General features: G+C 44.2%; 23 protein-coding genes, 1 other RNA gene and 2 pseudogenes. 6 read left to right on the forward strand and 20 right to left on the reverse strand.

Translation table 11 applies throughout. The features are described 5' to 3' along the window. Positions 1-121: 121 nt before the first annotated feature. The 8 genes from helD to csoR all read right to left on the reverse strand — a co-directional run bounded on the left by helD (position 122) and on the right by csoR (position 10,194). A complete protein-coding gene (gene helD / locus ACY3LV_RS10015) occupies positions 122-2,446 on the reverse strand; it encodes an RNA polymerase recycling motor HelD (RefSeq protein ID WP_367387014.1) in 2,325 nt (774 codons plus the stop codon). 192 nt (positions 2,447-2,638) lie between these two features. Further along, positions 2,639-3,247 (reverse strand): trimeric intracellular cation channel family protein, encoded by a 609-nt coding sequence (locus ACY3LV_RS10020; protein ID WP_087991133.1) that lies wholly within the window; start codon positions 3,245-3,247, stop codon positions 2,639-2,641. 182 nt (positions 3,248-3,429) lie between these two features. Then, positions 3,430-3,846: a disulfide oxidoreductase gene (locus ACY3LV_RS10025; RefSeq protein ID WP_087991134.1), complete on the reverse strand. Its 417-nt coding sequence runs from the start codon at positions 3,844-3,846 to the stop codon at positions 3,430-3,432. A gap of 5 nt (positions 3,847-3,851) precedes the next feature. Next, positions 3,852-4,520: a DsbA family protein gene (locus tag ACY3LV_RS10030; protein ID WP_464863715.1), complete on the reverse strand. Its 669-nt coding sequence runs from the start codon at positions 4,518-4,520 to the stop codon at positions 3,852-3,854. Positions 4,521-4,641: 121 nt separating this feature from the next. After that, entirely contained in the window at positions 4,642-6,750 is a 2,109-nt protein-coding gene (locus ACY3LV_RS10035; protein ID WP_464863716.1) for a heavy metal translocating P-type ATPase, read from the reverse strand. Between the two features lie 362 nt (positions 6,751-7,112). Continuing rightward, complete coding sequence (gene copA / locus ACY3LV_RS10040) at positions 7,113-9,524, reverse strand: copper-exporting P-type ATPase CopA (RefSeq protein WP_464863717.1); 2,412 nt, start codon at positions 9,522-9,524, stop codon at positions 7,113-7,115. A gap of 83 nt (positions 9,525-9,607) precedes the next feature. Next, positions 9,608-9,817, reverse strand: a complete 210-nt coding sequence (copZ, locus tag ACY3LV_RS10045) for a copper chaperone CopZ (protein WP_087991138.1) — start codon at positions 9,815-9,817, stop codon at positions 9,608-9,610. 74 nt (positions 9,818-9,891) lie between these two features. After that, the gene (gene csoR / locus ACY3LV_RS10050; RefSeq protein WP_464863718.1) at positions 9,892-10,194 is read right to left on the reverse strand and encodes a copper-sensing transcriptional repressor CsoR; all 303 of its coding nucleotides are present in this window, start codon (positions 10,192-10,194) and stop codon (positions 9,892-9,894) included. Positions 10,195-10,321: 127 nt separating this feature from the next. Here csoR and ACY3LV_RS10055 point away from each other — a divergent pair, with 127 nt between their 5' ends. Beyond that, positions 10,322-11,398, forward strand: a complete 1,077-nt coding sequence (locus tag ACY3LV_RS10055; protein WP_464863719.1) for an oxidoreductase — start codon at positions 10,322-10,324, stop codon at positions 11,396-11,398. A gap of 38 nt (positions 11,399-11,436) precedes the next feature. On the opposite strand, the gene azoRB is transcribed toward ACY3LV_RS10055, so the two are convergent. The 11 genes and pseudogenes from azoRB to secG form a co-directional block, all read right to left on the reverse strand. After that, complete coding sequence (azoRB, locus tag ACY3LV_RS10060; protein WP_464863720.1) at positions 11,437-12,072, reverse strand: FMN-dependent NADH-azoreductase AzoRB; 636 nt, start codon at positions 12,070-12,072, stop codon at positions 11,437-11,439. A gap of 314 nt (positions 12,073-12,386) precedes the next feature. Then, positions 12,387-12,542 (reverse strand): annotated as a pseudogene (locus ACY3LV_RS10065) (hypothetical protein); the annotation flags it as partial. A gap of 126 nt (positions 12,543-12,668) precedes the next feature. Beyond that, positions 12,669-13,325: a GntR family transcriptional regulator gene (locus ACY3LV_RS10070; RefSeq protein ID WP_148962782.1), complete on the reverse strand. Its 657-nt coding sequence runs from the start codon at positions 13,323-13,325 to the stop codon at positions 12,669-12,671. Positions 13,326-13,332: 7 nt separating this feature from the next. Then, positions 13,333-14,280, reverse strand: coding sequence for a DMT family transporter (locus ACY3LV_RS10075; protein ID WP_333560889.1), 948 nt, complete (start codon positions 14,278-14,280; stop codon positions 13,333-13,335). 133 nt (positions 14,281-14,413) lie between these two features. Continuing rightward, positions 14,414-14,650: pseudogene (locus ACY3LV_RS10080) on the reverse strand (hypothetical protein); the annotation flags it as partial. A gap of 293 nt (positions 14,651-14,943) precedes the next feature. Next, entirely contained in the window at positions 14,944-16,521 is a 1,578-nt protein-coding gene (locus ACY3LV_RS10085) for a GmrSD restriction endonuclease domain-containing protein (protein ID WP_333560890.1), read from the reverse strand. A 177-nt stretch (positions 16,522-16,698) separates the two neighbouring features. Then, positions 16,699-17,061, reverse strand: a transfer-messenger RNA (tmRNA) gene (gene ssrA / locus ACY3LV_RS10090). Positions 17,062-17,238: 177 nt separating this feature from the next. Beyond that, on the reverse strand, positions 17,239-17,709 hold the full coding sequence (gene smpB, locus ACY3LV_RS10095) for an SsrA-binding protein (protein WP_464863721.1): 471 nt from the start codon (positions 17,707-17,709) through the stop codon (positions 17,239-17,241). 144 nt (positions 17,710-17,853) lie between these two features. Beyond that, positions 17,854-20,187 carry a ribonuclease R gene (gene rnr / locus ACY3LV_RS10100; protein WP_464863722.1) on the reverse strand — a complete coding sequence of 778 codons (2,334 nt, stop codon included), beginning with the start codon at positions 20,185-20,187 and terminating at the stop codon, positions 17,854-17,856. A gap of 18 nt (positions 20,188-20,205) precedes the next feature. After that, positions 20,206-20,946 (reverse strand): alpha/beta hydrolase, encoded by a 741-nt coding sequence (locus ACY3LV_RS10105; protein ID WP_148962778.1) that lies wholly within the window; start codon positions 20,944-20,946, stop codon positions 20,206-20,208. A 131-nt stretch (positions 20,947-21,077) separates the two neighbouring features. Continuing rightward, positions 21,078-21,308: a preprotein translocase subunit SecG gene (gene secG, locus ACY3LV_RS10110; RefSeq protein WP_003220028.1), complete on the reverse strand. Its 231-nt coding sequence runs from the start codon at positions 21,306-21,308 to the stop codon at positions 21,078-21,080. A 149-nt stretch (positions 21,309-21,457) separates the two neighbouring features. Here secG and ACY3LV_RS10115 point away from each other — a divergent pair, with 149 nt between their 5' ends. Next, the gene (locus ACY3LV_RS10115) at positions 21,458-22,228 is read left to right on the forward strand and encodes an alpha/beta fold hydrolase (RefSeq protein ID WP_148962777.1); all 771 of its coding nucleotides are present in this window, start codon (positions 21,458-21,460) and stop codon (positions 22,226-22,228) included. Positions 22,229-22,267: 39 nt separating this feature from the next. On the opposite strand, the gene ACY3LV_RS10120 is transcribed toward ACY3LV_RS10115, so the two are convergent. Continuing rightward, entirely contained in the window at positions 22,268-22,501 is a 234-nt protein-coding gene (locus ACY3LV_RS10120; RefSeq protein ID WP_009968172.1) for a helix-turn-helix domain-containing protein, read from the reverse strand. A gap of 152 nt (positions 22,502-22,653) precedes the next feature. Between ACY3LV_RS10120 and rghR the strand changes: the two genes are divergently transcribed. The 4 genes from rghR (at position 22,654) to ACY3LV_RS10140 (ending at position 25,760) form a co-directional block, all read left to right on the forward strand. Next, positions 22,654-23,061: a transcriptional repressor RghR gene (gene rghR / locus ACY3LV_RS10125; RefSeq protein ID WP_148962776.1), complete on the forward strand. Its 408-nt coding sequence runs from the start codon at positions 22,654-22,656 to the stop codon at positions 23,059-23,061. A 28-nt stretch (positions 23,062-23,089) separates the two neighbouring features. Then, entirely contained in the window at positions 23,090-23,509 is a 420-nt protein-coding gene (locus ACY3LV_RS10130) for a helix-turn-helix domain-containing protein (RefSeq protein WP_289348200.1), read from the forward strand. Positions 23,510-23,600: 91 nt separating this feature from the next. Further along, on the forward strand, positions 23,601-23,924 hold the full coding sequence (gene catR / locus ACY3LV_RS10135) for a catDE operon transcriptional regulator CatR (protein ID WP_148962774.1): 324 nt from the start codon (positions 23,601-23,603) through the stop codon (positions 23,922-23,924). A gap of 135 nt (positions 23,925-24,059) precedes the next feature. After that, complete coding sequence (locus ACY3LV_RS10140) at positions 24,060-25,760, forward strand: methyl-accepting chemotaxis protein (protein WP_464863723.1); 1,701 nt, start codon at positions 24,060-24,062, stop codon at positions 25,758-25,760. Positions 25,761-25,867 lie beyond the last annotated feature (107 nt).

Below are 25,867 nucleotides of genomic sequence, written 5' to 3' on the forward strand. Positions count from 1 at the left end.
GTTTGGGCAGGATCTCGAGCATTTAGCCGCTGAGTTTTTTTCAAGTGAGCACCAATACGCACGCTTGACAACAAATGCGAGGGTTTGTCGGCACGCTAAAAAGAGAAGGCTCCCCTTCTCTTCACTCAGCATTCTGATATAAGTGAGACGGCACGGCCGTTACAAACGGACTTGCCTTACCTGTATATAACACCGCCAGCATATGCATCGCCCGGGTGCAGGCAGTGTATAAGAGCCTGCGGTCGTGCTCTGTTTGATAATGTTCTTCCGATGCATCATAGACAAGGACTGCGTCAAACTCAATTCCCTTCGCTAAATAAACCGGAATGACACAAACTCCCTTTTGAAATGTTTGATTTTCTTTATGAATCAGCCGGATATCTATATATTCGCTTATGTAAGCGTGCGCCTGTATGCATTCCTGGGCAGTCTTGCAAATGACGGCGATCGTTTCATGCCCTTGCTTCTTGAGCCGTTCCATTTCTTTCGTGAGCTTTTGACAAAGGTCCTCACGCCCTTCGGTTTTGAAAACGAGAGGCATTTCCCCGTTTCTGTTAAAAGGCTCAATGTCCCCTCCGTCCTGAAGCATCGCTTTTGTTAGATCGACAATCTGCCTTGTCGATCTGTACGTTCTCTTTAAACGAATATATTCAGCCGGCTCACCTTCAAAGCACGCATCCATATACTTTGCGCCATGTATGGTATGGGCGTAGATGGACTGATTGATATCACCGAGCACTGTCATGCTGGCGGCCGGAAAAATGCTTCTCATGTAAGCCATCTGAAACGGTGAATAGTCCTGAGCTTCGTCGATAAAAAGATGTTTGATCTTCGTATTTTTCTTTCTGCCTTCGATCAAATCCTGCATATAAAGAAACGGCGCCGCATCCTCATAGAGCAATTTATTTTCCGCAAATGCCGATCGGGTCAGCGCTCCTATCGCTGCCGTCTCCGCATGCTGAAATTTCCCTCCCCAGCTGGAAAACAAATGCAAATACAGCTGTTTGACATCCAGAAACGCAAAGAGCCTGACCGCCTGTTTGAGCGGATTGAACGCCTTTTTCACAATGATGGCGGCAAGCAGTTGCTGCTCTCTTTGATAATCGTTAAACGTGCTCTCACTGAACTGTTTCCTTTCCTGGAGTTTTTTGTACACGTCCAGGTAATCCTCTTTGTCGAGCAGCTCAGCTTCCTGAACGACCCAATCCTTACGCCGTTCCTTTTTCTCAAATGTATTAAGTTCACTCAGCAGCCACTTTGCCGTTTGCTCCATCCGGTTCGGAATGGACTGGTGTTGATCCAATGAGTAAAAATAGGATTGAATTTGTTCCTTTGTAATCAGTTTTTGTCCGCGGAAGACGATATTTTTAAAGATCATCCCTTCGGAGGACAGCCGGCTGACGTATTCATCAATGAATTCCTGAAAAGATAAGCTCGCCTTCCATGTGATTGCCGTAAGCCTTGACGGAAAACCGCCTTTCTTTGATTCGCTCAGGCAATATTCGAGCTGATCAAAGGGGCTTTCACATAGGAACTTGCGGCCAAGCCGGTGCTCGATATATTCCTGAAACGTCGCCTGTTCCATATTCTCTTCCCCTAACTCAGGCAAAACAGAGGAGACATAGCTGTTAAATAAAAAGTTTGGAGAAAATAAAACGATTTGTCCGGCATCAATAACGCCGCGGTACCTGTATAACAAATAAGCGACGCGCTGGAGTGCTGCCGATGTTTTCCCGCTGCCAGCTGCTCCCTGCACGATCAGAAATTTGCTTTTTTCATTACGGATAATCTGATTTTGTTCTTTCTGAATTGTAGACACGATGTTTTTCATTTGGGTATCAGATTGATGGCTCAAGACCTCTTGCAGCATTTCATCACCGATCGTCATATCAGTATTAAACATTGCCTTGAGAGCGCCGTTTTTAATGATAAACTGGCGTTTCAGCACCATTTGGCCTTCTATCGTTTCGCCGGGCACTTCGTACTCCGCTTTTCCTGGGGAATAATTGTAGTACATACTGGATATCGGCGCCCTCCAGTCATAGATCAGAAAGTGTTCCTCCTTCTCATCCATGCAAGAAGCTAAACCGATATAAATTCGCTCTGCCTGTTCCTCTCCGTTTTCAATAAAATCAATCCGGCCGAAATAAGGCGATGCTTTTAATTGATGAATTCGTTTGAGCTGCTGATCCATACGCCGATGATTTCGTTCCCGATCAGACAGCAGCTCCGCCTGCTGCTTAATGCTTGCCATCGTTTCAACCGCTTCATGGGTATCATCAAGATTGACCGTAACATCCTCCCAAAAGCTTTTTCTTAATCCGATAATATCATGCTTTAACCCGCCTGCAGACGTTTCCAGAAACCGCTCTTTTCGCCCGAGCTCCTGCAGTACCTCATCTATTCTTGACTGTTCTTCCTTCCATTCCTTATCCTGCTGATTCATGGACGGCACCTCCAGAAAATAGTTGACAAATTCAGATGAAATACTGTAAAATAAAATTGGATATATATTATAAATATGATAAAAATAAGCAAATACAATTTATCTTAGCACATTTACCCAATATCAATCAAGGTTTGGGTTATTTATATGCAAAAAAACCGATTTCAAATTGAAATCGGTTTTTTTATGATGTTAGTTATCTAAGCGAAAAGAACGGTTTGGCAGCTTCCAATTAAACATATAGGAACAAACGCGGCAAACAACGAGCACGAAAAACAGAACGTACAAGCCAAATGAGTTTCCCAGCCAGCCCAAGCCGACGATTAAACCGCCGAGAGCCGCCCAGACCGCATAAATTTCCGCTTTCAGCACAAGCGGTTTGCGTCCGGCAAGAAGATCGCGAATGATTCCGCCGCCGCTTCCCGTCAGGACCGCAGCCACGATAACGGCACTAAGCGGATGACCCATTTTGACGGCATACAGTGCGCCTTGGATGGCGAAGGCCGCGAGACCGATCGCATCTGATAAGTTGCCCCACTTGTTCCAATGCCTCAGCAGCAGCTTCGGAAACAGAAACACAATCGTAATGGAGAGGAGGGCGATTTGAAAGTACGCGCCCTGCTCCCATAATGCCGACACCGGAACACCGATCAGCAAATTGCGGATCGCTCCTCCTCCAAAAGCTGTGACAATCCCTAATATATAAACTCCTAAAATATCATATTCCTCTTCCATCGCAACAATTGCGCCGCTGACTGCAAACGCAATGATGCCAATCACACTGAGCAGCTCCCAAGCCATTCTGATGACTCCCTTTATGTTTGTTAAATTTTCTGACGACCTCTAGATTTTATAATCGCTCAAGCGTAAAATCAATAACATTTTCACGATAAAAAAAGATAAATTTAGAGGGAGTACACCAAACGCTATTGAGCTGTCATTTACAGATGAAAAAACGCCCGGCATACGCGGACGCTTTTTGGTTATTCAGATTTTTCGCCTTTCAGCAGACACATAAAAACAATAATCAGGATAAAAGCAATCAGGGCCAGAAATGGAATGGTCATAAAACCGAACCAGTTAATATATTGGCCTGAGCACGGCACGCCGCTTACACACGGCTTAATGCCGGAAAAGCCCGGCACTTTCTGCTCTAAGTAATGCATGATCGAAATAAATGCCCCGATAATCGCCATCGGAAGCGCATATTTTTTCACGCGTGTGTCCCCTTGAAAGGTGGCGATTCCTAAAATCAGGACGAGCGGATACATGAGGATACGCTGGTACCAGCACAGTTCACATGGAATGAACTTTTTGATTTCACTGAAATACAGGCTGCCGAGCATAGCGGTAAGAGCGACAACCCAAGAAGCATATAAACATACAATTCTATTTTTCATATGATTTACTTCCCTTTCAGCTCTTTTTCTATCGTTTCTTTGATTTCATCATAATCCGCAAATTTTTTGATCACTTTATCATTGACGTAAATCGTCGGGGTTGCTTTTATGTTCATTTTTTGATTAAGTTCGGAATCTCTTTCCACTTGGGAAGCAAATGTTTCCTTATCAAGATTGTCCTTGAGCGTCTCAGGATTGACCTTTGTGGTGCTTTTGGCAACATCACCGAGAACGCCCGGGGTCACCCATTCCTGTTCTGTATCCGGCTGTTTGTCGAACAGCTTTTCATGGAATGCCCAGAAAGAGTCAGGATCTTCTTTCCATACTTCTTCTGATGCAAGAGCCGCTAACCTTGAACCTTTTCCATGGAACATGACGTTCACGAATGAAAATTTCACATCGCCCTTATCAATAAAGTCTTTTTGTATTTTTGGGAAGATGTCACTGTTAAACATTTTACAAGACGGACATTTGTAATCTCCGAATTCAACTACAGTTACCGGTGCATCATCCTTGCCGAGCACAGGCTGGCCTTTGATAGACGGCTGTCCAGAAACCGCTTCATTGCCTTGTTCCGTTTTGTTATTAATCATGACAATGGCTGCTAACAAGACAACAACCACAACCGTAAGGATGACCGCGAATTTCGCAGAAGACTGCTGTTTCTTTTTCACTCCGACACCTCATCGTTTTAAAATTATAAAAAAGAAGCGGATCGCAATTGACCCGCTTCTTTATTTTAACAAGACAAGCGCCGATAAGAAAAGCCCGAAAAAATGAATTCTCTCCGACAATTTACCTGTTTTTGAGACGCATAACGCGCATGGCGTTTGCCACAGCGAGCAGTGTGACGCCGACATCTGAGAAAACCGCTTCCCACATGGTTGCAATTCCGAATACTCCAAGAATGAGAAAGATCGCTTTCACGCCTAAAGCAAAGCCGATGTTTTGCCACACGATTCGCCGTGTCCGTTTGGCAATCCGAATCGCTTCGGCTATTTTTGAAGGCTGATCTGTCATCAGCACGACGTCTGCTGCTTCTACCGCGGCGTCTGAGCCAAGGCCGCCCATGGCTGCTCCGATATCCGCGCGCGCAAGCACCGGCGTATCATTGATGCCGTCACCGACAAAAATGAGTTTTTCATTTGGCGAAAGCTTGGCTTCTAATGCTTCAACCCGCGCGACTTTATCCTGCGGCAACAGCTCCGCATATACCTCGTCGATGCCAAGCTGTTTTCCGACGGCTTCTCCCGTTTGTTTTGAATCACCTGTCAGCATAATTGTCTGTTTGATTCCAAGCGACTTCAGATCAGCAATCGCCTGTGCCGCGTCTTCTTTTGCTTCATCCGCTATGATGATTGCTCCGGCATAATGTTGATCAACAGCAATGTGTACGATTGTTCCGGCTTTTTGATCCGGGACGCCTTTAATCTGTTCTCTTTCCATGAGCTTCTGATTCCCAGCAAGGATTTCTGTTCCGTTTACTTTTGCAAAAATGCCGCGGCCGGATATTTCCTCATATGACTCTATTGCGTCAGAGGAGAGCATTTTCCCATAAGCTTTACGCACAGATTCGGCAATCGGGTGCTGGGAATGAAGCTCAGCATATGCCGCCGCTTCAAGTAATTTTTCCTTTGTAAATCCTTCCGCGGGTTTAATTTCTGTCACTTCAAAACTGCCTTTTGTTAATGTTCCTGTCTTATCAAACACCGCGTATTTGACTTGATTCAAGGCTTCTAAATAATTGCTTCCCTTCACAAGCACTCCTGCCTTAGAGGCTGCGCCGATTCCGCCGAAGAAACCGAGCGGTATAGAGACAACAAGCGCACATGGACAAGAAATCACTAAGAAAATAAGCGCGCGGTACACCCAATCGGAAAGTGCGGCGCCGGGAATAACCAGCGGCGGGACAAAGGCCAGCAATACCGCGATGATCACGACAGCAGGTGTATAATACTTGGCAAACTTCGTGATAAAGTTTTCTGTCCGGGCTTTACGGCTGCTCGCATTTTGAACCAAATCTAATATTTTTGATACTGCAGATTCCTGATAGCCCTTTGTGACTTCAATATGCAGAACGCCGTTTTGATTGATAAAGCCTGACATCACATCTTGTCCTTCTGAAGCTTTTCTTGGAACAGACTCACCTGTCAAAGCAGACGTATCAACCATCGCTGATCCCTGTACGACCTTACCGTCAAGGGGTATGCTTTCTCCGGGATTGACCACAATGATGTCTCCAATCTTTACGTCCTCCGGAGAAACCAGTTCGATGCCGTTCTCTGTTTTGACATTGGCGTAATCAGGCCGTATGTCCATTAACGCACTGATTGATTTTCTGGAACGGCTGACCGCAGCTCCTTGAAAAAGCTCACCGATTTGGTAAAACAGCATAACGGCAACGCCCTCAGGGTATTGCTGAATCAGAAAAGCGCCGATTGTGGCAAGGGCCATTAAGAAATGCTCATCAAACACCTGACCGCGGCTGATGTTTTTGATTGCCCGGATGACAATATCACCGCCGATGATCAAATAGGCAGCGAGGAAAAGGAAAAATTCGATTGTTCCGGAATGAACGACATATGCCGCTGCTCCTAAAATGACAGCAACCGCCATTCTGATCAGCATATTGATCATTCGATTGCGATAGTTGTCTTCAGCTGATTTCTTTTTATGCTTTTGGCGAACCGTTACATGCGGATCGATTGATTTTACTTTTTTCTCCACCTTATTGGCGACCCATTGCTCTTCTTTCCCACCGGCTGAGACAGTCAAGGTGCTTGCCGCAAAATTTACCGCGCATCCGTCAATGCCTTTTATGCCTTTAACTCCGTTTTCAATTTTTTGGGCACAATTGCTGCAATCCAAACCGTCCAGAATGTATTCCTGTTTCACTAGTCTCACCTTACCTTCCGATTTAGGGTTCCCTCTTCAAAGCGTATCAATGAGTGTCGGCAACGAAATTATATATATGAGCATATAATCATATAGTTGATTACATTTATTATATGGCTTTTACCAAGAAAGTGTCAATGATAAACAAAAACCGGCATATCGCCGGTTTTTCGGTTGTTGACAACATGATTGAACACCCTTGAAATCTAGAAAGGACGAGCATTGGAGCAGACTTTCACAGGATGTGATGACGGCGGCCTTTAGACAGGACGTCTGGAATTTAACTGCCGTTCCATTCTTTCATTGAGCACCAACGCGCAGGCCTGACAACGAATGCGAGGGTTTGTCGATAAGCTGAAAAACCGGCATATTTATTTTACTTTCTGCAGACGCAACGCATTCAGAACAACGGAAACGGAGCTGAATGCCATTGCTGCTCCCGCTATCCATGGCGCTAAAAATCCGAGCGCTGCGATCGGGATGCCGAGGCTGTTATAGCCAAGCGCCCAGAATAAGTTTTGTTTAATGTTGTTCATTGTTAATCTGCTCATGCGGATTGCGTCGGCAATGCTGTTCAAATCGCCGCGTATAAGCGTAATGTCCGCTGTTTCCATGGCAATGTCCGTGCCTGTTCCAATCGCCATGCCAATATCGGCTGTAGCTAGCGCCGGCGCATCGTTAATTCCGTCGCCTACCATGGCCGTCTGGCGCCCTTCTTTTTGCAAGCGGGAAATTTCTGCCGCCTTTTGTTCAGGAAGGACTTCCGCAATCACACTCGTAATTCCCGCTTCCTTCGCGATGGCTTCTGCAGTTCTGCGATTGTCACCTGTCATCATGATGACATCCAAGCCCAACGCTTTCAGACGGGCCACTGCTGCCCTTGACGTGTCTTTTATCGTATCGGCAACCGCTACAAGCCCGGCGGCTTCACCATCAATGGAGACAAGCATTACTGTTTTCCCTTCTGCCTCAAGTTCTTCCATTTGGGCAAGAAGATCCCCATGTTCGATCTGTTCGCTCTCCATTAACTTTCTTGTGCCAACGAGAATGGTTTTGCCTCCGGCTTTAGCCAAAACGCCTGCGCCTACCTTTGCTTCAAAGCTGTTCAGCTTCGGTATTTCAAGCCCTTTTCCTTTCACGCCGGCAACAATCGCTTCGCCGAGCGGATGCTCCGATCCCGTTTCAGCTGCCGCCGTAAACTGAAGCAGTTCTGTTTCTTCAAAATGGCCAAATGGAATGGCATCTGTCAATCGCGGCTTCCCGTTTGTCACAGTTCCGGTTTTATCGAGAACAATCGTATCGAGACGATGTGTTTTTTCTAAATGTTCGCCGCCTTTAAAGAGAATCCCGAATTCAGCCGCGCGGCCAGATCCAGCCATAATGCTCGTCGGAGTGGCAAGGCCCAGCGCACAAGGGCAGGCGATGACGAGCACCGCAATAAGCTTACTGATCGCTTCGGCAAAATCGCCGGGAGCCGCCCAGAGATACCAAATGAGGAAAGTGAGAACAGCAATCCCCAATACAATGGGGACAAAAATGCCGGAAATCTGATCAGCGAGACGCTGGATCGGCGCTTTTGACCCTTGTGCTTCCTCGACGATTTTAATGATATGAGAAAGCGCGGTATCTTTTCCGACGTTGACAGCTTTGATTTTCAGGAATCCGTTTGAGTTAACGGTTGCGCCTGTCACGCTGTCACCCGGATTTTTATCAACTGGAAGGCTTTCTCCTGTAATCATCGATTCATCTACAGCCGAGCGGCCTTCAATCACTTCTCCATCGACAGGAATTCGTTCGCCCGGTTTGACGTAAACAATGTCATTGACAAGCACTTCGTCTATCGGAATAATTTGCTCCTGTCCGTCTCTTACGACAATCGCTGTTTTCGCTTGAAGCTTCATCAGCTTTTTAATGGCGTCCGAAGAACGGCCCTTTGCTTTTGTTTCAAACAGCTTCCCTAACAAAATCAGCGTCAGCAATATCGCGCTTGTTTCATAGTAAAGGCCGGCTGTATGGCCATGGGAACCGAGGCTTTGGATCGTAATATAAAGGCTGTAAGCATAAGCAGCCGTCGTTCCTAGCGCGACCAACACATCCATATTGGCGCTTTTATTTCTGAGCGCCTTATACGCACCCACATAAAACGGCCAGCCGATCAGAAACTGGACTGGAGTCGCCAGCGCAAATTGCATCCACGGATTAAGGAATATATCCGGCACCCAAATGAACGAGGTAAATGTAAAATGGCTCACCATCGCCCAAAGTAGCGGAAATGATAGAACCGCTGAAAAGATCAGTCTCGCCGTTTGCTTCCGTTCTTCTTTCTTTTTAGAAGCTGCGGAATCCCGGTGTTCATCGCCTTTCAGCTTAAGCTTATATCCTAGTTTATCTATCGCTTCTTTCAACTCGCTGATAGACGCTTCTTTTGGATTGTACTCGACCGCAACCGTTTCTAATGCGAAGTTTACAGGAGCATTTGTGACGCCTTCTATTTTGTTAAGCCGCTTTTCAATCCGATTGGCGCAAGCCGCACACGTCATGCCTTCAATATCGAATTCAGCTTTTTCTGTTATGACGTGATAGCCCAGCTTTTCAATTTTTTCCTGAATCGCTGCAGCTCCTGTTTCAGCAGGATCGTAGGTGACATTTGAGGTTTCCGTTGCCATATTGACATTGGCATCCGTGACACCCGGCATCCGCTTGAGGCCTTTTTCAATTCTGGAGGCACATGCCGCACAGGTCATACCAGATACCTGCATCGCAATTTCCTTTTGTTCACTCAACATACTCACTCCTTTATATACACCAGGGGGGTATATAAAAATGAAAGAAATACCGCGCCTTCATAAAGGCGCGATACCTTGAATCAATCGGCTACATCATAGCCCTGATCTTCTATCGCATCCGCAATGTCTTTGACTGATACTTTGTCAGCATCAAACGAAATATCGACTTTTCCCGCTTCCAGATTGACATGCACAGCACTGACCCCATCCAGTTCTCCCACGCTCGTTTCTACTGCTTTGACGCAGTGCTGGCAAGACATACCTTCAACTTGTAATGTTTTTTGGTCCATATGAATTCCTCCTGTTTGTTCTTTCTGTTTTCATGCTACCATACCCCCGTAGGGTATTACAATATAAAAAGACTTTATGATTTTGTGAACTTTTTAAATACGTCCAATAGCTCAGAAATGGCTTGGTCCCCGTCTCCGCTTTTGATGGCATCCGCTACACAATGATGGGCATGGTCCTCAAGCAAGTGGAGAGCCACCTTTTGCATTGCCGCTTGAACAGCAGATATCTGCACAAGAATATCTACACAATACCTATCGTTTTCCACCATGTTTTGAATACCTCTGACTTGGCCTTCTATCCGCTTCAGCCGGTTTGTGATTTGATCCTTTTCTTTTGAGCTTTTATGGTTTAATGTTTTATGTTCGTTATGCTCCATGTGCACACCCCTGTTTCTTATATTAATTCCCATTATACTGATTGTCCAAACTGTTGTCTAAGCTTGACGCGGGCAAAAAAATGATCAGTTAGGTTTTACCATTTGATCGGGAGGGTATATACCTTTTATGAAAACGCTTTTAAAGGAGAGAAGAAAAGTGGATACGATAAAGGTTGGGGTATTAGGGTACGGGCTGTCTGGTTCGGTTTTTCACGCGCCGCTGCTTGCTGTTCTGGATGAGTATCACATCAGTAAAGTCATGACATCGCGGACAGAAGAAGTGAAACGGGATTTTCCGGATTCAGAAGTTGTACATGAGCTTGAGGAAATGACAAATGACCCGGCCATTGAACTTGTCATTGTCACCACCCCGAGCGGCCTTCATTACGAGCATGCCATGGCATGCATTCAGGCCGGAAAACACGTTGTAATGGAAAAACCGATGACAGCGACAGCTGAAGAAGGGGAAAAATTAAAGCAGGCTGCCGTTGAAAAAGGCGTATTGTTAAGTGTCTATCATAACCGACGCTGGGATAACGACTTTTTAACGATTAAAAAGCTGATCGCTGATGGATCCCTTGAAGATATCAATACATATCAAGTCTCCTATGACCGCTACAGTCCTGAGGTTCAAGCACGGTGGCGGGAAAAAGAAGGCGCTGCCACTGGTACGCTGTATGATCTCGGCTCTCACATCATAGACCAAACCCTCCATTTGTTCGGAATGCCGAAAGCTGTTACGGCAAACGTGATGACCCAGCGTGAAAACGCCAGAGCCGTTGACTATTTTCATTTGATAATGGATTACGGCAAACTCCAAGCGATTCTTTACGGAGGATCGATCGTTCCGGCAAACGGCCCCCGTTATCAAATCCACGGACAGCATTCCAGCTTTATCAAATACGGAATCGATGCACAGGAAGACGCACTCAGAGCGGGAAGCAAACCGGAGGATGACAGCTGGGGTGCGGATGACCCCGCTTTTTACGGACAGCTGACAACCATTCATGGCGAGAACAAAAAAACAGAAACCATTCCATCGGTAAATGGCTCTTACCTTACCTATTACCGCAAAATAGCGGAAAGCATACGGGAAGGCGCCGCGCTGCCTGTCACTGCTGAAGAAGGTATTGATGTCATCCGCATCATTGAAGCCGCGATGAAAAGCAGCGATGAAAAACGGACCATTATGCTGGAGCAATAAACAAAAGCCTCCCCCTTTTATCAGGGGAGGCTTTTTCATTAGAATGTTTTTCCTGCTTCTTTCGCACGCGCGATCGCATCTTCTTTGATTTGCTGTGCTTTATCAGGCTCCGCATTATGTCCCTCTACGAAAATGCCATCGAAGGATGGTACGCCGAAGAAGTTCATCATAATGCCGATATAGCGATGGCCCATTTCCATTTCAGCCGCAGGGCCTTCTGAATAGTAGCCGCCGCGCGCTTGGATATGAATCGCTTTTTTATCGGTTAACAAGCCAATAGGACCTTGTTCAGTGTATTTGAATGATTTTCCTGCAACCGCCACAGAATCAAGATACGCTTTCATCACTGGCGGGAATGAGAAGTTCCATAAAGGAGTCACGAATATGTACTTATCAGCAGATGCAAATTGATCGCTAAGCTCTCCCAGACGGCCGACTTTCGCTTTTTCACTTTCAGAAAGCTCTTCAAAGCCTGTGCCTGAACGAAGCTTTCCCCAGCCGCTGAATACATCCGCGTCAATGTGCGGGATGTTTTCTTTGTACAAATCGATATGTACAACTTCATCATTTGGATTCGCTTCTTTGTAAGATTCAATAAATGCTTTACCTGTTGCCATACTGTAAGAAGTTGCTTCATCATGCGGGTGAGCAGTGATATATAATACTTTTGCCATATTGACCAGCCCTTTCGTTTTTAAAAATCACACATCAATTATTATCATACAGATGCATTATGATTATTCTGTATCTCTTAGTCTTTATTATAGAGATAGTGAAAATTACTTTCAAGTAAAACATCTTGAATTAAAGATTATTTAACCCTTTTAAACAGCTTACTTTTCAAAATCTGTCCGCAAGCTGAAATACAGGCGGAGAGCTCTTTGCTGATCTTCGGGTAATAAGAACATGCGGCACTTGTTGTCCGCCGGCATCCTTTTCATCAAAGCGGATTTCTCAGCTTGTTTAAAACGTCCTCATATAACTTAATAACAAAACCCCCGATGCTTGCAGTTAAACCATAATCCGTGATCCGCCAATGCGCCGATCAGCACAGGAAACCCTGAAGAGATGCCTGATCCGATTGCCTTTTTCAAAGGAAATCGATGTCATGAATGCGAAAAACATCCTTCACGATGCTTGGCATGGTTCTTTGATTGTTCCCAGCAGTTTAAAATCTTTTTCTATGAATGTACGGAACTCTTCTCGTTTATCTGCTATAGTATGCCCCAAAAACGGAAAAAAAGCAGAGACCGTACCGTCTCTGCCTGCTTTACCTTAATTTATCCGCAATATCCTGAATCGGCTTGATCCAGTTGCTGTATGTCAGCTCGGCCGCTTTTTTCCGATCCTTCTCTTTACACGCCTGAATCATTTGTTCATGTTCTTCAATCGAATTTTGCGGCGATTTGAAAAAAAGATATTCGAGCCGAAGAATATGCATATGAAGAACAGATGTGAAATTGCGGATATATTCATTATTGGCCGCATCAATCATGACATCATGAAACGCTTTATCAAGCCCAAGCGCTTCATAGATTTCATTTCGGTCAATCGCCATCTTCATTTGCTGATTGATCGCAGCCATCTCCTCCAAGTGCGATGACTGAATGTTTTCGATAGCCAGTTCGGCAGCGGTGGATTGCAGAGCCGCCATTGGCGGGTACACCTTGAAAACATCGTTTTTTTCAATTTGTGAGATTCTTGTTTCTCTTCCCGGTGACATTTCAACAAAACCTTGTACCGCCAATAATTGCAGAGCTTCTCTGACTGGCGTTCTGCTGACGCCAAGCGCTTTCGCTAACTCGTCGTCGTTGATTTTTTCTCCGGGAGCAAGAATGCCTTCTACGATCCATTTTTGAATTTGTTCCAATGCAATCGTTTTAGCAGTTTGTCTGACAGGCTTCGAGATATTTGACGGAATTGGCATAAAAGCATCACCTCTGAATATTGGTTTGTTTTTTTAACGCCGCTGTTTTGCCGGCACTCTTTTTTTGCGATAAAACAAAAATCATCACCAAAATACACGCCGCCCCTGCCGCTTGGTATAATCCGAAGGACACACCGAGCCACAGAATAGAAGATGCCACTGCGGCAACCGGCTCAGTGCACCCAAGCATGCTCGCTTCTTGCGGAAATAAATATTTCAAACTGGTCAAATACATATAAAAACCCAACAGCGTTCCGAATATAACAATAAAACCGACTAAAACGCTCGCAGACATCGTCCATCCCTGTACATTAACGTCCCATGGGGGATGGATAAAGCTCATGCCAATGCCTCCGATCAGCATTCCCCAGCCAATCACGAGAGCAGATCCCCAGTTTTTCAAAAGAGAGCTGGAGTACAGCGTATAAAAGGCCAAAGCCGCGGCAGAAAGCAGCCCCCATATAATAGACAAGGACGAAACGGTTAAATGATTGACGCTGCCATTGGTCAGCAGTAAAAAAGTGCCTCCCAAAGCCAGCACAAGCGCGCAAATATCCGCTAACTGAAAGGAATTCTTCCGTGTCACAAGCAAAAACATCATAATCAAAACGGGCGCCAAATACTGTAACAGCGTAGCCACAGCAGCATTTCCGGTTCCGATCGAAGCTAAAAATGTATACTGAACGCCCAGCATGCCTGCAATCCCGAAAACAATCAGCTTGATAGCCGATTTTGGATCCTTCCATATCGCCCACACCGCACGTCTGTTGTTACCGGCCGATATGATGATCAGCAGAAGCAGACCTGATAAAAGCAAACGCACGGTGACAAGCCACTCCACCGACACATCACTTGTTTCAAACAAATGCTGGGCAGCCGTTCCCGACAATCCCCAAAAGGCAGCTCCGACAATGACCATAAAAAAACCGTACATCCGTTGTTTTTGAGTCGCCAACGCACACCCTCCAGACAATTAATATGCAATATATTACATATTATATCGTTTTACTTTTCTGAAAACAAAGGTTTTATAAAAAAACCTCTCCCATTGGGAAAGGTTTAAAAGAACACTGCGGACCAAATCGCCCTGTCGCACTGTAATGGGTCATTTCCTGTGACAGCATAATCGCCGCTTCGATGGCAATGAAAACCAAACGCCCTTCTTTTTTTATCATGTTATGCAAATACTGCTTGTTAGTCTTGCCCCACTCATAATATTCACTTCAAAAAAACGGAACTATTCATATCAAAGTACTCTGAAGGACCGCTTCAATGATCAAAGCCACGCCTTCTTCAGCTAACGAAGAGGTAATGGCTTTCCCAATCCCCTATGTCGAACCGGTCACCAGCGCGGTTTTTCCTTGTACATTCAGCTTCATTACCAAATCCCTCCGTTTTTGATTCCTCTTCTTTATTGACAAAAATCTGATTAGTGAAACATATCTCAGGAATCAGTATGAAACAGCTGGGATTGAAATGGAAGTACGCACTTTTTGGTGTCTGTGATTTGGAGAAAAAATAAAGCAGAACCCCCTAAGAGGTTCTGCTTTATTGTCAGTATGTATGAAGGTCGAATCCCATTCCCATAAAAGAGTAGTAGAATAAATCTGTTGTAACTTTATTTTATTAACTCTAATGCATGTAGTTTAAGTAATTCACTGCGTTTATGTATAAATTGCTCATATGTTAAATTAAAAGTATCAGAAGGGCACAGATGCGACTCTAAAATTTCTTTTATCCTATCTTTAGGTAAAAGATCTTGATAAACTACAGGTGCTTTATCTTTAATTTTTTGATTATCAGTATTATTCAAAAAGCAAAGGTTTGCCAAAACATTAATTTCTTTATTAGTTTTGCCTAAACCTTTCAGGTGATTTTTAGGAAATATATGATGAAATTCGTTACGGCTCGAATTTTTCAACACATTTTTCAAATCTACTTTAGAACCTGAAATAAACGAGGAAGGTAGTTTACTAGCTAATGCAATTATATATGTCTTTGTATTTATTGAACCGAGATTAAATTGATTTTCAGTAAAAAAACTAGTATTAATATTACATTCAAAATCTGAGATTATATGCTCTTCGTTCACTTTCAACTTATCCATTGCTTGTAAATCTTGTTTATGTTTTTGAGTTACGCCACTAGTGTACCTACGAGAAAAACATGAGCGCCAAAACCAACGCAATAACTCTCTTCTTTGCTTATCAGTGTATAGAATACCATTTTTTTTATTAGTTGCAAAAAAGCGTGTTAAGCTTACAATCATTGAAGTATAAGGCATTACATCTATTGACTCAATATTTAACTCTCTTTGAAGAAAATCAATTGAACCCTTAATGCCATTCTTAATTTTCTCAAAATTATTTCTGACTTCTTCTCCATTTAAAGACATAATCGACTTAGGAGAAGCTTCTCCTAAGATCACTCCGCTACAACATTTTAACAATAGGTCCTTATCTTCAGAAATGTCCCCAAATCCAAAATCATTTAATTCATCGGCTAACTTTTCTATTTCATCCTGTAAATCAAATTCCGAACTCCAAGTCCAAGCTGTCAGAAGTTGAAAGGTATCTAATTCTGTTCCTGATCTATTGATCCTTTCAAAAACTATTGCAACTTTACCTTTATCTTCAGTCTCAATTTCTTGGACTGGTATCATAACTTCTTTAAACTTCTCTTGTACTCTATCAATTGTCTCTATGTAGTCTGCAGGTATTTCTTCTGTAGCTTTTCTATACTTTACGGAGTCAAACATTGCATTCATTGGAAAATGACGATTTAAATTTACTTCAGCACCCGAAAGCGGTATAAACAAACTTTCTTGCATGTTTTCATCAGCTACATAATCAAAATAAATATCAACCCAGTTATGATTCTGTTTTGTTGGCTCAATAATATTTTGGAATACACTAAATAAAGACGTTAACCGTTGCTGACCATCTAGTACATATTTAATCGGATAGTCTTTTTCTGGGTTAGGTAAGCTGAAATTACCAAAGTCTTTTTCTATTTTTAATTTTTCACTTGTTTTCCACAAAAAAATATTACCAATGGGAATTCCTTTATAAATACTATCTAAAAGAAAAGCAACTTGTTCAGACGTCCAAACATAACTCCTTTGAAAAGAAGGTATACGTATTTCCCCTGATACTACATTATTAATTATATTTCTTATCGAGATTGGATCTGCCACAATCTTCCTCCTCATATTATATGTCTTATTTTATATTATCATTTTATTTATATTAAAAGTGCTATAAATTACATTTATCATAGTATATTTAGCCTCTAAAAAAGAAAAAGGGATATTAAGCAAAGTTATACTTTACTTAATATCCCTATTCCTTAGACCTTTGTTTATAAATCTTATGTATGGAGACGGTGGGAGTCGAACCCACGTCCAGAAACATCGATTACTTAAGCGTCTACGAGCGTAGCCTGCATATTTATGGTTTCACTCATCTTCTTGCCTGCGGGCGGGCCTTCCGAGAGCTAGTCTGTTCATCTCTTCTTACGTTCTCAGACAGGAACGCAAGCGTAGCCTACTTGGATGTGCTCTTCACAGACACATAGGCAATGTCAGGAAGAGCTCGCTGCGCTTATTAGGCAGCTAATGCTACGTTTTGGTTAAAACTGTTAGTTTTGCCAGTTATATTTAGGTGCGTGTTTACGAGATCGCCTCTCGGCTCGCAGCTCAAGCTCGATCCATCCCTGTCGAATCCGTAACGTCCCCTTGTTATAAGGGAAATACGGGAGAAAATAATCAAGCTCTCACTCAAACTGGCTACAGTCTTATTATAACATGATCACGGCTCTTTTCAATTGTCAAATCCTTCAAATGAATAGCGTTGTGATCTGATCGTGTACACAGTATAGCACAAGCCTGATTTTTGAATCAAGCACGATGCCTTTAGAAGCCTTTTTGACTGTCTCTGAACGCTCTTTCGATTTCCCGCTTCGCGTCCTTCCGCTTCAGGTCTTCCCGTTTGTCATAGTTCTTCTTCCCTTTTCCAAGGCCGAGAAGCACTTTGGCAAAGCCGTTTTTTAAATACAGCTTCAGCGGAACGAGAGAATAGCCTTTTTCCTTTGTAAGCCCGATCAGCTTATTAATCTCCTTGCGGTGCATTAACAGCTTTCTCGTCCGAAGCGGATCGTGGTTAAAACGGTTTCCCTGCTCATACGGGCTGACGTGCATATTGTGGAGAAACACTTCTCCTTGCTCGATTTTGGCGAAGGAATCCTTAAGGTTTACGCGGCCGGCGCGAATCGATTTGATTTCGGTTCCTTGCAACGCGATACCTGTTTCATAGGTTTCTTCTATAAAATAATCGTGATTGGCTTTCTTATTTTGAGATAATACTTTTCCTGACCCTTTTGGCATGCCAGAACCTCCTCTCTCTAAGGAAAAACTGTCCACCTTTTGCGATACGCTCTATTTTATCAAATGTCACGTACCGCTACAATGAAAAGCTGTTTCCGAAAGAAAGCAAATAGAGCACTGCGGCCCTATTTGCTTGTTGAGCTGTTATTTTTTCTTTTTCCGTTTTTGTTTCGGCGCGTTTTGAAAGCCGCGTTTTTTCTTTTTCGGCTTCGTGAACCATTCCCCTTTTTCCTCAGATGGAGCTGGAGAAACGGGCGAATTGGTGCTTTGGACGCGTTTTCTGGCAGGCTTTCCGCGTTTTCTGCTCTGGCTGCTGTCCAGTTCCCTTGGACGACGCGGAGAGCCTTTCATGCCGACGATTTCAAAATCAATATTGCGCTCGTCTTTATTGACATCGACCACCTTGACCGTGATTTCATCTCCAATGCGGAAGACGTTTCCTGTCCGCTCGCCGATCATCGCAAAATGCTGTTCGTCAAAGCGGTAGTAGTCATCTGTCATAAAGCTGACATGCACGAGACCTTCGATTGTATTCGGCAGCTCGACGAACATCCCGAAGTTTGTCACAGAGCTGATCATGCCGTCAAACTCTTCACCGATTTTATCAATCATGAATTCCGCTTTTTTCAGATCATCCGTTTCACGCTCGGCGTCAACTGCGCGGCGCTCCATCGTTGATGTATGTTCGGCGATATCCGGCAGGCGTTCACCCCACTTTTCCTGTGTCGCTTCATCGACTTTGCCGTTGATTAAGTACGTTCTGATCAGACGGTGGACGATTAAGTCCGGGTAACGGCGGATCGGCGATGTGAAATGTGTATAGAATTCCGTTGACAGACCGAAGTGCCCTAAGCTTTGCGGGTCGTATTTCGCCTGTTTCATCGAACGGAGCATGACAGTAGATACAACTGTTTCTTCAGGTTTGTCACGCACAGCGTCCAAAATGCTTTGCAACGCGCGCGGATGAATATCTCCCGAGGTTCCTTTCACCACGTAGCCAAATGTCGTCACAAATTCTAAAAACTTTTGCAGCTTTTCAGCGTTCGGCTCTTCGTGAATCCGGTATATAAACGGTACGTTCATCCAATGGAAGTGCTCCGCTACCGTTTCGTTCGCCACAAGCATAAATTCTTCAATCAGTTTCTCCGCGACAGAGCGTTCTCTGATGACAACGTCTTTAACCGCTCCTTCGTCATCGACAAGCACTTTTGCTTCTTTGAAATCAAAATCAACGGCGCCGCGGTTCATCCGCTTATCGCGCAGAATTTGAGCAAGGCGCTCCATGTCTTTAAACATTGGAACAAGAGGCTCGTATTTTTGTTTCAGCTCTTCATCATCGTCAACAAGAATTTGATTCACATCTGAATACGTCATTCTTTCCGTTGTTTTGATGACACTTTGGAAGATCTCGTGCTCCGTCACCTGCCCCTGGCTGTTTATTGTCATTTCACAAGAAAGGGTCAGGCGGTCAACCTTTGGATTTAAGGAACAGATGCCGTTTGACAGTCTGTGCGGAATCATCGGGATGACACGGTCAACTAAATACACACTCGTCCCTCTCTCAACCGCTTCTTTGTCAATCGGCGAGTTTTCAGTTACGTAATGACTAACATCAGCAATGTGAACGCCAAGCTTATAGCTTCCGTCATCAAGCTTCGTCACGGTAACCGCATCATCCAAATCCTTTGCGTCCGCTCCATCAATAGTGACAATCACCTGGTCACGGAGATCACGGCGGTCTTTCAGATCTTTTTCGTCAATGGTGTCAGGCGTATTTGATGCCTGTTCCATGGCGTCGGCAGGAAATTCTCCCGGCAGACCGTGCTTATGAATGACCGATAAAATATCAATGCCCGGATCATTTTTATGGCCGAGAATGGTTTCAATCTCGCCCTCTGCGTTCATGCGGCCTTCTGGATAGCTTGTCAGCTTGACAACAACCTTATGCCCCTCGGCAGCTCCGTTTTTCCCATTTTTCGGGATAAAGATGTCACTCGTGATTTTTTTGTCGTCCGGAATGACAAAGCCGAAGTTTCTTGTTTCTGTATACGTACCGACAACCCGCTGAATCGCTCTTTCTAAAATGCGGATGACGGTTCCTTCCTGTCTGGAGCCGTTTGACTGTGAATTCAGCCGAACCATGACGATATCGCCGTTCATTGCTGTATTCAGCTCATTAGGCGGAATAAACACATCGCTTAACGATGTATCCTCAGGCAGCAAAAAGGCGAATCCTTTTGCATGTGCTGATATCTTTCCTTTTATTAAATTCATCTTCTCAGGAATGCCGTAGCGGTCGCTTCTCGTCCGTACGATAAGCCCTTTTTCTTCCAAGGCGACTAACGCTTTGACGAGCTCTTTAAACTCCTCGGCTTCCGTAATATTTAACATCTCCTCAAGTTCCTGAACGGTCAGAGGCTTATACGCCTCTTCCTTCATAAACGAGAGAAGCTTTTCCATAAATGCTTCTTTTTCCATTATCCAACCTCCTGTTAATTACCAATCGAGCTTCTCTAAAAATTCATACACATCCTGATGGACGAGGTCCCGTTCTTTGTCTAACGTGATGACGTGGCCTGATTCCTCATACCATTTCAGCTGTTTATCATCAGTCTCCACTTCGTTGTAAATGATATTGGCGCTCTCGGTATTAATCATGTGATCATGACGGGCCTGCACCACGAATGTCGGTGAATAAATCATATCGACATTGTTCCGTACATCGGCAATTAAATCTTGCAACGCCTTGAGCGTGTTCATTGGCGTTTTCTCGAATTCCTTCATTTCCTCTTCAATCTGCTCCGGGGTTTTCCCCTCGAATTTTTTGTAATTGCGAGCATATGAAAGGACGCCCTGGTACATGACCTCTTCACTCTTAATATGCATCGGCGCGCACATTGGGACAATTCCCTTTATGGGTACAGTGTAACCCAATTTCAGCGAAAAAACCCCGCCAAGCGACAGTCCGCAGGCAGCAATGCTCTCATAGCCTTCAGATTTTAAGTATTCATAGCCGTCCATGACGTTTTTCCACCAGTCTTCAGGCCCCGTATGTACAAGTTCTTCAGGAGGAACGCCATGTCCTTCATATTGAGGCGCGTGGCACGTATAGCCCCGTTCATTCAAGTAACGACCCAGCATTCTGACATCCGCTGTATTTCCTGTAAAGCCATGCAGCAACAGCACCGCTTTGTCTCCGCCTTTAAATGTAAATGGTTTTGGTGTCACAACTTTCATGCTCATGTCTCCTTTTCTATCTGCACGATCATTTTAGTTTTCCACAGTTTGATCAGAAAAAAACGCTCTGAATATCAGCCAGAAACGTGAAAAAGGCCTGACTTCACATCAGACCTTATACAAACATTGCCCTATAGGATATAAGCAAGCGCAATCGTTAACACGAAAAACAAGACTGCCAGCACAACCGTGATGCGGTGCAAAATCAAATCAAGACCTCTTGCTTTTTGTTTCCCGAAGAGCTGCTCCGCTCCGCCTGAAATCGCACCAGACAATCCGGCGCTTTTACTGGATTGAAGCAAAACGACAATAATAAGTGCAATGCTGACGATAACCAATAAGGTAATCAAAACCGCGTGCATCCCATACACCTCCAGACTCACTGGCCTACATTACTTCTATTTTACATGAAAAGGGTTGGCATGTCACGCTGTATCAGACGCCAAAAGACGGGATAAGGCGTTTTATCTTGGTTACCCTATTCATATAAAAAGTCAAAAGGAGAAAAATAATGCCCCTTATCAGCATAGCCAGCAGAAAACATCTTTATTATGAGGAATATGGACAGGGAATTCCGATCATTTTTATCCACCCGCCAGGCATGGGACGCAAGGTTTTTTATTATCAGCGCCTTCTCTCCGAGCATTTCAGGGTGATTTTTCCCGATTTAAGCGGCCACGGTGACAGCGATCATGCAGATCAGCCAGCCTCCATCCCTTATTATGCAAACGAGATTGTGCAATTCATGGATGCTCTGCACATTGATAAGGCTGTGTTATTCGGGTATTCCGCCGGCGGCTTAATCGCGCAGCACATCGGCTTTACCCACCCGGACAAAGTGTCGCATCTTGTTTTGTCCGGCGCTTATCCTGCTGTTCATAACGTAATCGGGGAGAAAATTCACAAGACCGGGATGTATCTGCTCGAGAAAAACGCCGGTTTACTCATTCGCATCCTCGCCGCAAGCCACACAAAAAACAAAGAGCTTCGAGCCATATTGACAGGCCATATGAAAAAAGCAGACCTGGCTCATTGGCATCAATATTATCAGGATTCACTCCGTTACAACTGCATTGAACAGCTGCCTCATTTACACATGCCGATGCTGTTTATGTATGGCGGCCTGCGGGACTGGACCTTCCCAGCCTCAGGCTATTACCGCAAAGCTTGCAGTCATGCCGAATTTTTCAGATTGGAATATCAGGGGCATCAGCTGCCTACAAAACAATGGAAAACATGCAACGAACTGGTGACAGGGTTTGTGCTGACACATCATTCTTAGGATAGAAAACGCTCGGTATCTCCTTGTGTTTCCTACCTTCTATTGACTTTTGTCAACAAAATCATAGTAAAAAAGATCCTCGAATTTCAAATTAAAATAGTGAAGCATTTTACCGATCACTAGCTGTCCCGGCCGTCTTTCTCCATTCAGCACGCGACTCAGTGTGGCGGGTGAGACTCCGATTTCCAGCGCAAGCTGGTTAAGGGAATAATCGTTATTGACCATATACTGCAAGACATAATCACGTCTAATCTGTATCTTTTCTACTGGCACTTTCCTCACCTTCCGTTCTTGAAAAAACTTTTTTCTATACTTTTACATTACGGCTTATGTTAACTTTTGTCAATACATTTCCAGCCTACCTATTCCCTTTAGTCAATAAACATACTAAAATATGAGTAACAGTGAGGGACGGGGTGAGACAAATGGAAAACTTTGGCGAACAATTGCGGGCATTGCGTGAAGAGAGAAAATTAACAGTCAACCAGCTGGCAACTTATTCAGGCGTAAGCGCGGCCGGCATCTCCAGAATCGAAAACGGCAAACGGGGCGTTCCAAAACCCGCCACTATCAAAAAACTGGCGGAGGCCTTAAAAATTCCTTATGAAGGGCTTATGTATAAGGCTGGTTACATCGAAGAAGCACATGAAGCAAGGGCTCCTTACGAAACGAAGTGTAAGCTGCTTGAAAAAGCAAAGGCCTATGACCTGAAAAACCTTGCTCTTCTTGAGACTGAAAAGTGGCAGTATCTCAATAAAGAAGACCTGCTCATGCTGGATCATTATTTTTCGTTTATTTCAGACGAAGCCAAAAAACGGTCAGCTGATGACTAACTCTTGATAGAAATGCGAGGCGATCACCATGTCACCATTCGGACAGCAATTACGGGAGCTGCGCCGCGCCCGCAAACTGACAGTGAATCAGCTTGCGGTGTACTCAGGCATCAGCTCGGCCACCATTTCAAAAATTGAAAACGGCAAGCGGGGCACGCCAAAACCTGCAACCATTAAAAAACTGGCGGCCGTACTGAAAGTGCCCTACGAAAACCTGATGGCTGCCGCAGGCCATATACGGGCCTTTCCAGCAGAAATCCGCGAAGCTTCGGAAAGCTATCAGTCCGTTTATGACATTTACCAGACGGCTGTCACTCGCGGAGCGGAGCACCTCCCGATTTTCAACAGCAAAAAATGGGAACTTCTCTCAAAGCAGGATATTGAAAATCTCAGCAAGTACTTTGATTTTTTAGCTTCGGAAGCGAAAAAGCGCGCCTCCTCTTCATAATCCCCTGTTTCTCTTTCTGCATTTTATCAATCACGCTTCCATACCTTCCCTCGTTATTTGCGTTATAATAGTGACAGACGAGGTGAAAAGTATGAACCAATCAGAAATGTGTCCTAGATTTGAAAAAGCAGTCGACATCTTGAGTAAACGCTGGGTCGCTTTGATCGTATTTCAGCTCTTGAACGGGTCGCAGCGATTTAGCGAAATTGAAGCAGCACTTCCAAATCTAAGCGGCAGAGTTCTGTCAGAACGGCTGAAAGAACTTGAGCTTGAAGGAGTGGTGAAGCGGGATGTCATCCCGGAAACTCCGGTTCGCATCGAATATTCATTGACCGATAAAGGAAAGGCGTTAGCACCCATTTTGGGTGAGATTTCTAAATGGGCGACGGATTGGATTGACCCTTCCCTTTCTTGACTAACTGCTAAAACGGTTCTGATCTCAAAGACGGGAGAAGGGCCGTTTTTTTATTTTTCATTTTCAGGTAAAAAAACGATTTCTCAGCCGATATATAGTACAACCACACATTACGTTCTTAAAGGAGACCACTATATGCGACTGACGATTTCCCGCAAATTCAGCCTGGTATTTTTGACACTGATCCTGATCAACTTACTTGTAGGCGGAATAGGCGCTTTTAATATGCAGCATATCATTCAAAAGACAGATGAAATCAACACAAAATGGATTGACGGCATCAAAGAAATTACATCGGTTAATTATTTGACCGAGCACCTGTCTTCTAAAGAAAAGGATTTTCTGATTTACACAGAAAAAAGCAAAATGGATACGCTTGATCAAGAAATGAATCAGATTCTTGAAGACATCAAACAAAAGCTTGACAGCTACGAAAAAACAATTTCAAATGATAAAGAGCAAAAGCTGTTCGAGCAGCTCCAAACTGAAGTGAACACCTATACTGATATTCATGCGCAAATTATAGAAAGCGGCCGCACGAATGATATGGACAAAGCAAGAGGTTTATTGGTTCAGACTGAAGCGAGCTTTGAGGATATGAAAAAATCACTCACTCAGCTTGTTGACTTTAATAAAGAAGGCAGCAACACAGCGGTAAAAGAAACGAAGGACGTCTATCATAAAGGGCTTATTTACACTGCTTTGCTTCTGGCAGCTTCGATTATTATCAGTATTGTCATCTGGCTTTATATCACTCGAAACATTGTAAAGCCTATCATTCGCATGAAGGAGTCTGCCAATCATATTGCCGAGGGAGATCTGTCGAATGACATGGAGCCGCTCAACTCAAAAGACGAGCTGGGCGATCTGAGCGAAGCGCTGCAAAAAATGGTCGTTAATCTGAGAGATATTGTCGGATACTCCAAAGAAATCTCAAGCCGGGTTCTTTCGTCTTCACAAGTACTGGCAAACGCAACAAATGAAACGAGATCCGGCAGCAAACATATTACCGAAACGATGAACGAAATGGCTGAGGGCTCTGAACAACAGGCCCAAGACGCCGTGATGATTGCCGAGTCGATGAATGAATTCACCGAAAGCATTGATAAAGCCTATAATCATGGCATGACCATCAGCGATACGTCTCAAAACGTTCTCGAACTCGCGGTAAGCGGAAACACAAATATGGATACGTCATTGCAGCAAATGAAAACCATCCATCATATCGTTCAGGAAGCCGTTCATAAAGTGAAGTCGCTGGAGCAGCATTCTCAGGATATCAACAAGCTCGTTCAGGTCATCAACGGCATTGCCGAGCAAACGAATTTGCTTTCACTTAACGCCGCCATTGAAGCTGCCCGCGCTGGAGAAAGCGGCAAAGGCTTCGCCGTTGTGGCAGAAGAGGTCAGAAAACTGGCTGACGGCGTTTCTGATTCCGTGCAGGATATTACCCGGATTGTAGGCGGCACACAGCAGGAAATCCACATCGTCATTGAATACTTAGAAAGCAGCTTTACAGAAGTCGAAAGAGGAACAGAGAACCTGACAGACACCGGTCAGGCTATGCAGCATATCAAACAATCCGTCACTCACGTTGCAGACAGCATTAAAGAAGTAACAGATGGCCTGAAGCAGTTAACAAACCAATCAATTACCATCAACCAATCGATTGAAAATATCGCTTCTGTATCTGAAGAGTCGGCCGCAGGGATTGAAGAAACATTTTCGATTACCGAGCAATCCGCCCACTCTATGGATCAAGTGCTCCAGAATGCCGAAGAGCTTGAGCAGCTGGCGAAGAAGCTTAATGAGAAAATGAATCAGTTTACAATTTAAATAAAAAAAAGAGGCTGGAGTCATCCAAGCCTCAGACTGTCGAGAAAATCTCGACAGTCTTTATTTTTTCCTTAAAATACCCATTCACGTGTAATAAAATAAAAGAA

It is taken from the genome of Bacillus sp. 11C, assembly GCF_055486375.1.